The organism is Gammaproteobacteria bacterium, assembly GCA_013151035.1.
Lineage (GTDB): Bacteria > Pseudomonadota > Gammaproteobacteria > JAADJB01 > JAADJB01 > JAADJB01.
This window is the reverse complement of sequence record JAADJB010000019.1, coordinates 15624-29927: the sequence shown is the minus strand read 5'-3', so window position 1 is coordinate 29927 and position 14304 is coordinate 15624. Positions and strand designations below refer to the sequence as shown.

The 14304-nt window shown below is 47.4% G+C and carries 10 protein-coding genes; 2 read left to right on the top strand and 8 right to left on the bottom strand.

Going from position 1 to position 14304, the window contains the following annotated elements; genetic code table 11:
* Window positions 1-5 precede the first annotated feature (5 nt).
* Genes GXP22_04490 through glgC form a run of 4 tightly spaced genes read right to left on the bottom strand, consistent with a single transcriptional unit; the run spans window position 6 to window position 6957 of the window.
* Window positions 6-2480, bottom strand: coding sequence for a glycogen/starch/alpha-glucan phosphorylase (locus tag GXP22_04490; GenBank protein ID NOX08738.1), 2475 nt, complete (start codon window positions 2478-2480; stop codon window positions 6-8).
* Window positions 2473-3993, bottom strand: a complete 1521-nt coding sequence (malQ, locus tag GXP22_04485; protein NOX08737.1) for a 4-alpha-glucanotransferase — start codon at window positions 3991-3993, stop codon at window positions 2473-2475. The genes GXP22_04490 and malQ overlap by 8 nt, the downstream gene beginning before the upstream one ends.
* The gene (locus GXP22_04480) at window positions 3990-5699 is read right to left on the bottom strand and encodes a glycoside hydrolase (protein ID NOX08736.1); all 1710 of its coding nucleotides are present in this window, start codon (window positions 5697-5699) and stop codon (window positions 3990-3992) included. The genes malQ and GXP22_04480 overlap by 4 nt, the downstream gene beginning before the upstream one ends.
* Window positions 5689-6957 carry a glucose-1-phosphate adenylyltransferase gene (glgC, locus tag GXP22_04475; GenBank protein ID NOX08735.1) on the bottom strand — a complete coding sequence of 423 codons (1269 nt, stop codon included), beginning with the start codon at window positions 6955-6957 and terminating at the stop codon, window positions 5689-5691. The genes GXP22_04480 and glgC overlap by 11 nt, the downstream gene beginning before the upstream one ends.
* A 163-nt stretch (window positions 6958-7120) precedes the next feature.
* Here glgC and glgB point away from each other — a divergent pair, with 163 nt between their 5' ends.
* Together glgB and glgA are read left to right on the top strand one after the other, a co-directional pair.
* The gene (gene glgB / locus GXP22_04470) at window positions 7121-9304 is read left to right on the top strand and encodes a 1,4-alpha-glucan branching protein GlgB (GenBank protein ID NOX08734.1); all 2184 of its coding nucleotides are present in this window, start codon (window positions 7121-7123) and stop codon (window positions 9302-9304) included.
* On the top strand, window positions 9297-10766 hold the full coding sequence (gene glgA, locus GXP22_04465) for a glycogen synthase GlgA (protein ID NOX08733.1): 1470 nt from the start codon (window positions 9297-9299) through the stop codon (window positions 10764-10766). The genes glgB and glgA overlap by 8 nt, the downstream gene beginning before the upstream one ends.
* Window positions 10767-10837: 71 nt before the next feature.
* Here glgA and GXP22_04460 read toward each other — a convergent pair whose 3' ends face one another.
* From GXP22_04460 to gnd, 4 genes are all read right to left on the bottom strand, one after another.
* Window positions 10838-11032 carry an SAP domain-containing protein gene (locus GXP22_04460; GenBank protein NOX08732.1) on the bottom strand — a complete coding sequence of 65 codons (195 nt, stop codon included), beginning with the start codon at window positions 11030-11032 and terminating at the stop codon, window positions 10838-10840.
* Between the two features lie 31 nt (window positions 11033-11063).
* Entirely contained in the window at window positions 11064-11735 is a 672-nt protein-coding gene (gene pgl / locus GXP22_04455; protein NOX08731.1) for a 6-phosphogluconolactonase, read from the bottom strand.
* Between the two features lie 63 nt (window positions 11736-11798).
* Window positions 11799-13295 carry a glucose-6-phosphate dehydrogenase gene (gene zwf / locus GXP22_04450; protein NOX08730.1) on the bottom strand — a complete coding sequence of 499 codons (1497 nt, stop codon included), beginning with the start codon at window positions 13293-13295 and terminating at the stop codon, window positions 11799-11801.
* Window positions 13292-14224, bottom strand: coding sequence for a decarboxylating 6-phosphogluconate dehydrogenase (gnd, locus tag GXP22_04445; GenBank protein ID NOX08729.1), 933 nt, complete (start codon window positions 14222-14224; stop codon window positions 13292-13294). The genes zwf and gnd overlap by 4 nt, the downstream gene beginning before the upstream one ends.
* Window positions 14225-14304 lie beyond the last annotated feature (80 nt).

The window sequence follows — 14304 nt, the reverse complement described above, 5'->3', positions numbered from 1 at the left end:
TCTCCTTAGGTTTTTTTCAGCTTCCAGATATCATCATTATATTCTTGCATCGTTCTATCGGTTGAGAAATGGCCACTAGTAGCGGTGTTCTCAATACTCATCCGAATCCAGCGTGCTCTATCCTGATAGGCCAGTGATACCTGTTCCTGGGCATCAACATAGGCCCTGAAATCAGCCAGTGTCATCCAGGGGTCATGCGGATTCAGCATCGATCCAATCAGGTCATCAAAGATACCCGACTCAAAGGGATTAAAATGCCCGCACTGTAGCAAATGTATCACCGACTTCAAATCGGTATCAGCCGCTACGATGTCCCGTGGGGAATAAGTGTTACGACCTTGCTCAACCTCATCCGCCTTCAGCCCGAACAGGAAGAAGTTATCTTCACCAACAGCATCCATAATCTCTATATTGGCACCATCATAGGTTCCAATCGTCACTGCGCCATTCATCATAAACTTCATATTACCCGTGCCCGATGCTTCCTTACCCGCTGTTGATATTTGTTCGGATAGATCGGTACCCGGGCAGATAATCTCCATCTTGGACACCCCGTAATTCGGGATAAATGCAACCTTCAACAGATCACCGACATCCGGGTCGTTATTGACCACATCAGCAATATTATTAACCAGCTTGATAATGGATTTTGCAATACGATAACCGGGTGCAGCCTTACCGCCAATCAATACGCAACGATTGGTCCAGTTTTTGGTATCCTTACGTTTGATGCGATCATACAAATGAATCACATGAAGCAGGTTTAACAACTGACGTTTATACTCATGGATTCGTTTAACCTGCACATCAAACATGGAATCAACATTAAACTCAACCTGGCACTGTGCCAGTACCAGTGCAGACAACTGTTTCTTTTTCTCTTGCTTAACCTGATGCCACTGCTGACAAAACCCTTCATCATCGGCAAATTTTATGATCTGTGATATATGCGATAAATCAGCGATCCATTCATCACCTATGCGCGAGTTGATCAGCTCGGTAAGCTCTGGATTGGAGGAAGCGATCCAGCGTCTAGGGGTGACCCCATTGGTCTTGTTATTAAACTTCTCCGGCCATAATGCATAAAAGTCACTAAACAGACCTTCGATCAGAAGTTGCGAATGCAATGCGGCGACACCATTCACCGAAAAGCTGCCAACGATTGCCAGATAGGCCATCCGCACATGTTTTACGTCGCCTTCCTCAATAATCGACATCCGGCTCTGTCTGGCAGTATCTCCCGGCCATTTCTGAGCAACCTGTTTAAGGAAACGCGCATTGATCTCATAAATAATCTGTAGCAAGCGGGGTAACAACGATTCAAACAGGAACACCGGCCATTTTTCCAATGCCTCAGGCAATAGAGTATGATTGGTATAGGCCATAGTACGCGAGGTGATGGCCCATGCCTCATCCCAACCCAGATGTTTTTCATCCATCAACAGACGCATTAACTCAGCTACAGCGATTGTAGGATGGGTATCATTCATCTGAAATACATTCATCTCGGCAAAGGTGGTGTAATTTTTCCCCTCACCCAGCTCCCACATGCGAATCACATCCTGAATACTGGCAGAGGCAAGGAAATACTGTTGCTTCAAACGCAACTCTTTACCATTCTCACTGACATCATTCGGATACAAGACCATCGAGATATGTTCAGCATCATTCTTTGCCTCAACCGCATCGGCATAACTTCCGGCATTAAAATCGTCCAGATCAAAGATATTGGTGGCACTGGCACTCCATAAACGCAGGGTATTGACCGTCTTGTTTTTATATCCGGAGACCGGCACATCATAGGGGATCGCCAGAATATCGGCGGTATCCAACCAGGCAATTTTTTTATTACCATCCGTGTCATAGGCCACACCTACATAACCACCAAATTTAATGGTCTGGGTAAACTCACTACGTTCCAGTTCCCACGGGTGTCCATCACGTAACCAATGATCCGGTGCTTCTTGTTGGTAACCATTTTCAATCTCTTGCCTGAACATGCCGTATTGATAGCGAATACCATAACCCACAACAGGCAGTTGCAGTCGGGCACAACTATCCATAAAACAGGCGGCTAATCGACCCAGTCCACCATTACCCAACCCCGCATCCTTTTCCTTTTCTGTTATCTCTTCCAACCCCAGACAAAAGCCTTGCAACGCCTTCTTGACATCACTGGCGATATCCATATTCAACAAATGATTACCCAGTGCCCGCCCAATCAAAAATTCAAGGGACATGTAATAGGCCTTACGCACACCCTGTTGTTCATAACGCCGCCAGGTATTACCCCAGTCCACTACAATCCGATCACGGATAGTCAGAGCTATCGCCTCATAAAAATAAAGCGGGTCACAACCGGGATGTCGTCCAAGATGGTGCGTTAAATAACGATAAAAATCATTCGCCAGATGTTCAGGATCCGTCGACAGCTCAGGGATGGGATAAGAACTAACCTTACAAAAATCTACTTCATTCATTAATGCATACTCCGACATTACGCTCATATAAATTGATCATGTGTGATAAACGATCATTTAAACCCGGTTTAATCTGTTGCCATTCAAACCGCCATTGCCAGTTATTCTCAACCGTACCTGGAATATTCATACGGTGATCACTACCCAGCGAAAGAATATCCTGCAGCGGTAAAATAACCAACGGCGCAACGGATGCCAGGGCAACCCGATTCATTACCCAGGCAATATCGTCTTCATTAATAGCATCGACACCCAGATAATCCAGCAACTGTTCCCGATATGAAGGTTCCAGAGCTTGGTACCATCCACACGTTGTATCATTATCATGTGTACCCGTGTAGATCACACTACAGGCATCATGATTATGCGGCAAATAAGGATTGGTGGGGTTACCATCAAAGGCAAACTGCAGGATCTTCATGCCTGGCAGGTGAAAAGATTTGCGTAGATCAATCACCTCTTTTGTAATCATCCCCAGATCCTCGGCAACCACCGGCAATTCACCATAACTGTCAACTAATGCACTGAGCAGTTCATAGCCGGGCACCTTGATCCATGAGCCATTTACCGCAGTTTCTTCCATAGCCGGAATCTGCCAACAGGCCTCAAGTCCTCGAAAGTGATCAATACGAACCAGATCAAACATGGATAACTGTGTCCTGAAACGTTGCTTCCACCACTGAAAATCATCCTTTAACATATAGGACCAGTCATACAGAGGATTCCCCCAACGCTGCCCATCCTCCGAAAAACAGTCTGGAGGCACCCCGGCAACGACATCAAGCTCAACCAGATCATTGATCAAAAAGTTTTCCCGATGTGACCACAAATCAGCACTGTCATGCGCAATAAAGATCGGCATATCACCAAATAGACTAATCCCATAGCGGTGGGCATATTCACGCAACTCTTGCCACTGTTGAAAAAAAACAAACTGTTCAAATTCAATGTGGGCAATAAGACTTGATAATTTAAGCCTTACCTTTTCCAGTGCCACTGGATCTTTATCCCTGAAATCATGTGGCCATTGATACCAGGGGGCATTACCAAAATGTTGTTTGAGGGCAATAAACAGGACATAATCATGCAACCAGTAGGCATGTTCTTCTTTAAAGGCCTCCAGCTTTTGTAGCCAGAATTGATCGTTCTGCGCATAAAAGTGTGTGCTTGCTCGCACCAGGGCTTCACTACGATAGTCCTTTAACTTCATATCAATATCGATTTCATTCGCATCAAACCAGCCTTTATCAGCCAACCAGTCCAGACTGATCAATTGCGGATTACCGGCATGTGCTGACAGACATTGATAAGGAGAATCATCCTCATGTGTTGGGCCCAATGGCAACATCTGCCAGACAGTAATGCTACAGGACGCAAGAAACTCAATAAAACGGTAGGCCTGATGTCCCAGATCACCTTTAGCCAACGGGCCTGGCAATGAGGTAGGATGCAACAACACACCGGCACGACGTTGATCACTAAAAGAAAAAACAGACCTTACTGTATCTGTCACTGCTTCTTGCCAGGCAACATCGTGCCACTTGCCAGCGCATCACCACTACCAAATGAAAACGCCTTGTGCAAATAAGCCGGGGCGGGTTCATCCATGATCTGATAAAGATTGGCCAGATGCATACGATATTGTTTGTCAAATGATGCCACCGATTCTGCTGAGTTATACTCCCCGAACCACCAGAACCAGTCTGAACTCTCGCAGGTCGCCAACTGCATCTCTGCCCGTTTCCTGATATCAAGTGAAAGATTGTCTTCTGCCATCACCCGATCATAAACCTGTTTTACCGCAATCAGCATCTCCCAGGCGGTATTTTTATCCCGTTCACCAATCCAGGTAGAGAAGGTTCCATAGACCCAGCTACCCGCCACCAATTCCGGTAAGGTTGTTTTGTTACTAACATTCAGGAGATATTCGCTATAAGTCGTCATACGAATGCCCTTGTTCTCGGATAACTTTTTATACAGGGTCGATAAGAAATAGTAGGCATTTTCCGGATAATATTCCCATGCGTTTTCCCCATCCAGAATAATCGAGACAATGGCCTCTGGCTTATCTTTGCAACTCTCATGAATGTCTTCCAGATGACGTATCAGATTAGCAATCGCATCATCGGCATGCCAGTCTGAGTATTTAAACCCGATCAGATCAGACAAACCATCATCACGGAAAAACAGGCTGGGGGAAGTGTCACGATATTGATAGGTCTGATGCCGGCAATCGCTATCACTCATATTTGAACGACTTAATGAATTACGCAATACAGTCTCGCCACTGGCCATCCATTTTATATTCATATCGGACAGCAACTCGACCATCTCTCCACTAATGCTGCCTTCTGATGGCCAACAGCCCTGTGGAGGGAAGCCAAAGTGTTTCTTAAACACCTCTACACCCTTTTTCATATGCCATTGGCTACGTTGTTTTCCACCCGGATAGTCGTTCACCTCCGGCAAGGTCACATCCGGCATTGCCTGTTCTGCACTTTTTATATCCAGCAGCAATGGCACGATAGGGTGAGCATAAGGTGTCATCGATAACTCGATACGCCCCTGCTCCGCTAGATGCCGGTAACGACCAATAACGCCTGATATTAGTTCATGCATTAACTCAATCAGCAACCGTCGATCCTGTGGTGTATACAAGCCCCCCTTTTTCATCAAGGTTTTGACTCTGGAGTCCTGCCTTCTTACCGTTTCAGCAATCCATGACAGGTGATACCACACCAGCAGGTCAGCCAGGAACTGATCTGTGTAATAAGAAACCATAGCATGATCGACAAGGATACTTTTTGCCACTGCCGCCAGTTTTTTGAAGGGTTTGAAACGATTAATCAGGCGTTCTTCATTGGCGCGCAAACAAGATCTTATAATGTGAATACGCGCATTCGAACCCTGTGGCATTTCACTATTGGCCAGAGCCGCCATCAGGGGATCTCGTAAATCTCTTCCATAATGCAGGTAATTGGATAACTGCTGACTATAATCATCGATCTGCTCAAGTAAGACCGGCGCAAAATTAACCACGGCACGCGCCTGTTCACAATCCTCCAGATGAGCAGCCATATCCACATAATCCTTTATTGTATGCAGATAGGTCCACGGTAAATGGTATTCCCCAGTATCCAGGTTACGATACTCGGGTTGATGCATATGCCAATAGATAACCAGATTAAGGGGATGCTCCTGATCATCACTATCGGACATGGTGTCGATCCTGTCCTAACATATCGGGGGTTACCAGAACGATCCCGTTGGGGGTGACATGAAAACGTCGTTTATCCTCTTCTGTTTCTTCACCAATCACCATGCCGTCCGGAATATTACAGCCCTTGTCAATAACGGCATAGGAGATTCGGCAATGTTTACCAATAACCACATCGGGCAGAATCACTGAGGAATTAACAGTAGAATAATCCTGCACCATCACATTGGAGAATAACAGGGAATGATGAACGACGGCACCCGAGATAATACAACCCCCGGATACCATTGAATCCACCGCCATACCCCTGCGGTCATCCTCATCAAATATAAATTTTGCCGGTGGCAATTGCTCCTGAAGCGTCCATATCGGCCAGTCATCATCATATAGATTTAATTCAGGCGTGACTCCGATCAATTCCAGATTAGCCTCCCAGAAGGCATCGACCGTACCCACATCACGCCAGTAAGACTGTTTACCACTATCAGCGTCATTGAATGGATAGGCACACACCCGGTATTTCTCGATCGCAGCCGGGATAATATCCTTACCAAAATCATGACTGGATGTCGTCATATCAGCATCACGAATCAACTGTTCAAACAGAAAATCCCGGTTAAAGATGTAGATCCCCATCGAACACAATGCTATGCCTTCTTTACCAGGTAAACATTCGGGCTTATCCGGTTTCTCGGTAAATTTGTGGATCAGATTATTTTCATCCACACTCATGACCCCATAACCGGTTGCTGCCTCTGCCGAAACCTCGACACAACCAACAGTAATATCGGCGGCACTCTCCACGTGCTTCGCCAGCATGGCACCATAATCCATCTTGTAAATATGGTCTCCCGCCAGGATCAATACAAACTCGGGGGCATGTCGGCGAATAATATCCAGATTCTGATAAATCGAATCAGCGGTACCGGTATACCATGAAGTCTTGACTCTTTGCTGGGCGGGGAGCAATTCAATAAACTCACCAAATGCCCCGCGCAGATGTCCCCAGCCATGTTGCACATGCAGGATCAAAGAATGCGCCTTGTACTGAGTCAGGACACCTATCCTGCGAATACCGGAGTTAATACAATTAGATAACGGAAAATCAATAATACGAAACTTTCCACCAAAAGGCACCGCCGGTTTGGTTCGCCAGGTGGTTAGATTCTTCAGCCGTTCACCTCGTCCCCCGGCCATGATCAGTGCCAGAGTATTTCTTGTCAGGTTACTGATGTAACGTGGAGATTGTTGTGTATCCATAAACTTTCCCTAAACATATCATTGATAATGTACACGTAACTCAAGCACATCAAGTATAGTAGTGTCTCATCCAGCTACAGTATTGAATAAACTGTTCTATTTGTCGACTATATATGAGAACTATGACGAGAAAATGAAAAACGCTCACAATCCAGACTCCACCATGACGACTTTTATCAAAAACAAAAGTGATGATCTCAAAAAGATTGCTGCGGCCCGGCATCATGACCCCTTCTCTCTATTAGGTCTGCACCGTCACGCTGGACAAGCCAGCGTCTGTATCTATGCGCCTGATGGTGAGCATCTTACGCTTGGCTCCGGAACTTTGCCAATGGCGCGCATCCCCAATAGTGATTTTTTCTTCTGGCACGGTGATGATCAGGCTATAAGCGATCATTATCAGGTCACTATGATCGATAAACAGGGTCTAACAAGAGAATTTCACGACCCCTACTGCTTTCCCGCACAGATCAGTGATAATGATATTTATCTGTTTGCCGAGGGCAAACACTGGTATGTCTACAATACATTAGGGGCCAATGCACATAGCGTTGCCGGGATTGAAGGCACCCTGTTTGCTACCTGGGCACCGAATGCTGAACGAGTCAGTGTTATTGGCGATTTCAACCGCTGGGATGGTCGCAACCATCCCATGCGCTGCCGTGGCAGTAGCGGTGTATGGGAGATATTCATCCCGGAGCTATGCGCCGGGGCATTGTATAAGTTTGAGATACGCAATCGTCAATCGGGCGAGGTCATGCGCAAGATTGATCCTTATGGTCGACAATTTGAATTACGACCTGAAACGGCCTCCATCATCTGTCATCAATCGACTTACCAGTGGTCTGATCAGGAATGGATCCAGGCACGCGCACAACATGACTGGCTCCATCAACCCATGTCGATCTACGAGGTTCACCTCGGTTCATGGCAACGGGATGAACAAGGCGATTTCCTCAATTATCGAGAACTGGCGCATCGTCTGGTGGCACATATGCAGCAGACTGGCTTCACCCATATTGAGCTGCTTCCCATTACCGAACATCCCTTGGATGCCTCCTGGGGCTATCAGACCACAGGGTATTACGCCCCCACCAGTCGCCATGGCTCGGTTGATGACTTTCGCTACTTTATTGATTATTGCCATCAACACCATATCGGGGTCTTGCTTGATTGGGTGCCCGCCCACTTCCCCAAGGATGCACATGGTCTTGCCCGTTTTGATGGTAGCGCCCTCTATGAACATGAAGACCCTCGACGTGGGGAACACCGTGATTGGGGCACTCTGATCTATAACTACAACCGTAATGAGGTTAAAAACTTCCTCATTGCCAGCGCCTTGTTCTGGCTTGAGGAGATGCACTTAGATGGTCTACGGGTCGATGCTGTCGCCTCCATGCTCTATCTAGATTACTCACGGGAAGCGAATGACTGGATACCCAACATTCATGGTGGCAATGAAAACATTGAAGCGGTCGCCTTTATGCGGGAACTCAATGCACTCACCCATCAGCGCCATCCGGGCACGATGATTATTGCTGAGGAATCGACTGCCTGGCCACAGGTCACCAACCCAACCGATAGCGGTGGACTGGGCTTTTCCATGAAATGGAATATGGGCTGGATGCACGATACTCTGAACTACTTTGCCAAAGACCCGGTGCATCGAACGCACCACCATCAACAACTCACCTTTGGTTTGCTCTACCTGTTTACCGAGAACTTTGTATTGCCCTTTTCTCATGATGAAGTCGTACACGGCAAGGGTTCCATGATAAACAAAATGCCGGGGGATGAATGGCAACGCTTTGCTAATCTGAGGCTGCTTTATACCTACATGTTTACCTACCCGGGTAAGAAATTGTTATTCATGGGCTGTGAATTCGCTCAGGGCAATGAATGGAACCATGAGCAGGCACTAGACTGGTATACCCTGCAATACCCTGGTCATAACGGCGTTAAACAACTACTCAGCGACCTCAACCATTTATACAAAAAAGAGGCTGCATTGCATCGCCATGACTTTGAGGAAAAAGGTTTTTCATGGCTTAATTGTGATGACAGCCAGCATTCCATATTATCCTATGAAAGAAAAACCGATAATGAAACCATTATTACCGTATTAAACTTTACCCCTATTCCTAGAAATCACTATCGTATCGGTGTATCCGATTCCGGGAACTACCATGAGATCTTTAATTCTGATGCCGAGGTCTACAACGGCAGTCAGCATGGCTACAATGGTAATATAGTTGCAGAACACACCGCCAGCATGGGGCACCCCTGGTCTATTACCCTAACCCTTCCTCCACTATCAGGCATTATTATCAAGAGAAAAAATGAATAAGATTTTATATATTACCAGTGAGGCCTACCCATTAATCAAGACCGGCGGTCTCGCCGATGTATCTGGCAGTCTACCGCGTGCACTACAACTGCTTAAACAAGATGTACGCCTGTTACTCCCTTATTATCCCCAGGTTCAACAGCAAGCGGGTAAGGTGAAACTTATTGATGAACAGGAACATTATGGTCATCAGGTAAGAGTTCTAGAGACACGTCTACCCGGTAGCCGTGTCACTGTCTGGTTGGTTGACTGCCCTGCTGCCTTTGACCGGCCTGGCAACCCCTATGTGGATACGGATGGTAATCCATGGTCAGATAACGCCTTTCGTTTCGCCTTGTTCTCACAGGTTGCGGTACAGCTTGCCCTCGGTAAAGGTCACCCTGCTTGGCAACCGGATGTGGTGCATTGCAATGACTGGCAATCCGCACTGATACCCGCTCTTCTTAGTCAGCATGAACAGCGTCCCGGTAGTGTTTTTACTATTCATAATCTAGCCTATCAGGGGCTATTCAATTACCAGGCGTTTATTGACCTGGGTCTACCCGATACATTATGGGGCATGAATGGGCTGGAGTTTCACAAGCAGTTATCTTTTATTAAGGGTGGGCTCATCTATGCTGATCGCATTAACACCGTTAGTCCAGGTTATGCTATTGAGATCCAGCAACCTGAATTTGGTTACGGGCTGGATGGTCTCCTCAAACATCGACAAGATCGAGTCTCAGGCATCATCAATGGTATCGAGACCAAAATCTGGAATCCGGGCACTGATCCTTATCTGGAGCATAACTACAATTACCGGACACTCGCTCACAAGAGCCAGAACAAGACTTCACTACAGGCTGAACTAGGACTTCCCGTTGACGCCGATGTGCCGATGTTGGGTATGATCAGTCGTCTGGTTGAACAAAAGGGTGTCGATGTCATTCTGGATAGTCTGTCAACGTTACTACAGTGGCCGTTACAGATCGTCATACTCGGTAGTGGCGATAAAACCTACGAGTCACAATTAACACAATGGGCAGAACAACATCCCGATAAACTAAAGGTTATCATCGGCTACGATGAGGCTCTTTCTCACAGGATCGAGGCCGCTGCCGATATTTATCTGATGCCTTCAAAATTTGAACCCTGTGGACTCAATCAACTCTACAGCCTGCACTATGGCACCATCCCGGTGGTACGCAATGTCGGCGGTCTTGCCGATACCATCGTTAATGCCACTCAAGAGACCCTCGCTGATAACACTGCCAACGGCTTCTACGTCAAGGATAACACCCCGCAGGCCTTGTTAGAGACACTGGAAAAAGCACTAACCATCTATCATAAAAAAGATGAAAGCTGGCATCGCCTGCAACACACCGCCATGCAACATGATTACTCATGGAAGACCAGTGCCGAGAAATATATTCAGCTTTATCAACAAGCTATGCTTGACAAATCAAGGGGTCAGAGCTCTTGAAAAAATCATTAAGCCTATTTCCTAAGCCACGAGTGAATTTCAAGAGCTCTGACCCCTTGATTCACCTTGATTCATTTTTTAGCCGCAATAAAACAATCACTACGCCAAACACAGGCAAGCTGATCACACACTCCATTCAGCGCTGAGGCAAAGCAGGGGAAATTCCCCTCACGCATCTGAATCGCCTGAATCAGTTTTAATTTACTCATGCGCCCAGTTTTAATACCGAGTACTTTAGCCATACTACGAACCTCTGGCATCTTCATATCAATCATCTCCTAATGTATCGGGGACATATTATAACTCCGATAAGGCGGATGTATCCACAAACCAGATCAAATGTCCTACCTGGCTAATGGGTAAGGCAATCTTTTTTCTAACACGATCAAGCGCCTCAGCCTTGCCCTCCCCAGCCGCCAGCACAATTCTGAAGGAAGCGTCATGTAAGGCATTCATCCCCAACGAGACACGCTGTGAGGGAGGCTTAGGCGCATCGTCTACTGGCACCACCAGCGCATGTTCATTCAAGGCTGGGTTTCTTGGAAACAGGCTTGCGGTATGACCATCCTCACCCATCCCTAGCACGACAATATCCAGCGCATTAATCGCCGCTATTTCTTCTGCGTATTGCAAAGCTGCCTGTTCAGGCCCCAGTTCTGCCGGGATACGATGTATAGTCGAACTATCCGCATTGATTAAAGACCACAGGTTTTCATCAAGCATTTGATCGTTACGTTCGGGATGACCCGGCGGGTAACAACGTTCATCGGTAAGATACCAGTGAATACGCGCCCATTCCAATGACTTTTCAGCAAGATAACGTAGACACTGTGCAGGGGTACTACCGCCAGGCAAGGCAATATGACAGAGTGGGCGAGAGGCCAATATCTCCTCAATCCGGTCAGCAATAAACCAGGCGGCTTCCTGCGCTAATTGGTCGGCATCATCAAATCGGTTCCATTGTTGCATGGGCATCTAGAACTTAGTCCTCTTCAATTTATTGGTGCGTGGTACGCACCCTACCATGATATATCAGCTCGGCTTGTGCCAGCCACCGACACAGTCCTTCAACAGATCATCCATATCAGGAACATCCCAGCTGCCGGCACGATAACGTTCAATCGAAAAACGATCCTTCCAGTTATCGATCAATGGGGCAACGATATCCCAGGATTCCTCAATCTCGTCGGCATGAGAAAACAGGGTGGCATCACCGTTCAATACATCATGCAACAAGATCTCATAGGCCTCTGATACATCCTTACCATCCTTGGCATACGGTGCGCGCATCACCATACGCTGAATATCGGTCGATAGGCCAGGCATCTTCGCATTCATACGCAATACAATACCTTCATCCGGTTGTAACCTGAACACCAGGGCATTGGCTAATGGTTCAGTCGCATGACTATCGAACAGGTTAAACGGTGGCTTACGGAAGCGAATCATCACCTCAGAGGCCTTTCTCTGCATCCGTTTACCTGTCCACAGAATAATCGGCACACCCTGCCAACGCCAGTTGTCGATATAAAAACGCACGGCGGCAAAGGTTTCCGTTGCCGAATCCGGCGAGACATCGGCCTCACTCACATAGGCAGGCACTTTTTCATCATCAATCGTTCCCGATGCGTACTGTGCCGCTACTGCCTGACATTCATCATTGTCTGGATCAAGCCTGCGCACGGCACGCAATACCTTGATCTTTTCATCACGTATGGCATCGGCACTAAATTCAACCGGCGGCTCCATACAAACCAAGGTCATCACCTGCAACAGATGGCTCTGAATCATGTCACGCAGAGCACCGGACTTTTCATAATAATTGGCACGATACTCAATACCCAGGGTCTCCGCCGCGAAGATCTGGATATGGTCAATATAATTCCGGTTCCACAGAGGTTCCATAATACTGTTGGCAAAACGATAGACCAGGAGATTTTGCACACTCTCCTTACCCAGGTAATGATCAATACGATAGATCTGTGATTCATCAAATACTTCTTGCAGTTCCCGGTTCAGTGCCTTTGCTGATGCCAGATCAGTACCAATGGGTTTCTCAATAACAATACGACGATAACCCTCTGTATCATCCACCAGCCCGGCATCCTTCAGACCATTCGCGGTAACGCCATACCACTGCGGAGGGATCGCACAATAAAACATAGCGTTCTTGCGCCCCTCCAAAACCTCAAGGCTATCGGCCAGGTGTTGATAGGTCTCGGCATCCTCCAGGTTCCCGCCAACGATCTTTAACATCGTAGCAAAGGCCAGCCATTCTTCCTCAGTAGCCGCTTCTTCCAGGTTGTCATCCAGCCCGCCCCTGACCAGTGCTTGCCATTCTTCCATACTGCGACTATTGGCCACACCAATAATTCGACTCTGTGGATGAATAAGACCACAACGCACCATTTTAAATAATGCTGGCATCAATTTGCGCTTACTCAGATCCCCAGCGGCGCCAATGATTACAATATTGGCAGGATCAGCCTGATCACCATAACAGGCACCTCTATTATCGGTATCACTCATGAAGAAGCATCCTCATCATCGCTGGCGCGAACAGCATGCCCACCAAAACCGGCGCGCATAGCATTAAGCACCTTGCCGCCAAAGGCCGGGGATTGACGACTACGAAACCGCATTTGTAATGCCAAGGTTAAAACCGGTGTTGGCACAGCAAGATCAATTGAATCCTGTACCGTCCAGCGCCCCTCACCTGAATCATCAACATAATCACTCAGTGAAGAGAGAGCCTGATCACTGGCAAAGGCATCAGCAATCAAATCCAGCAACCAGGAACGCACCACACTACCATGCTGCCATATCTGTGATATCTGATGTAGGTCCAGCTCCATTTCCTTCTTTGCCTCCAACATCTCAAAACCCTCGGCATAGGCCTGCATCATCCCGTATTCGATCCCGTTGTGCACCATCTTGACATAGTGTCCTGCACCCGCCGGGCCCACATGTCCCCAGCCTTGATCGCTCGCCGGGGCGAGTGTCTCCAGCACAGGTCGAATCATATCAACCGCATGATTGCTACCACCCACCATAATGCTATAGCCATTCTCCAGCCCCCAGACACCCCCTGAGGTACCCGAATCGACGAAGTGTATATCCTGTTCCAGCAGACGTTCAGCACGTTGTTGGCTGAGTTTGAAATTGGAATTTCCACCATCAATAACCAGATCTCCAGCAGTTAGACCCGCCTCCAGCAATGCGTCGATACTGGAATCAACAAATTGATGCGGCACCATTAACCAGATAGAACGAGAACCAGACATTTGGCCCAGCATGGATGATAAACTATCTGCTGCGGATACCGCCTCCAGTTCCTCGGCCAGAGCGACAGCCGTCGCCGTATCCACATCATAGGCCACCACCTCATGTCCACCCCGAACCAGGCGACGCACCATATTGGCACCCATCTTGCCCAAACCAACCATTGCTATCTTCATTAAGTAATCCTCACTTTATTGGTTATTGCTACCCACTGCTATCCCGTTAACTCGTCATTCCCGCGCAGGCGGGAATCCAT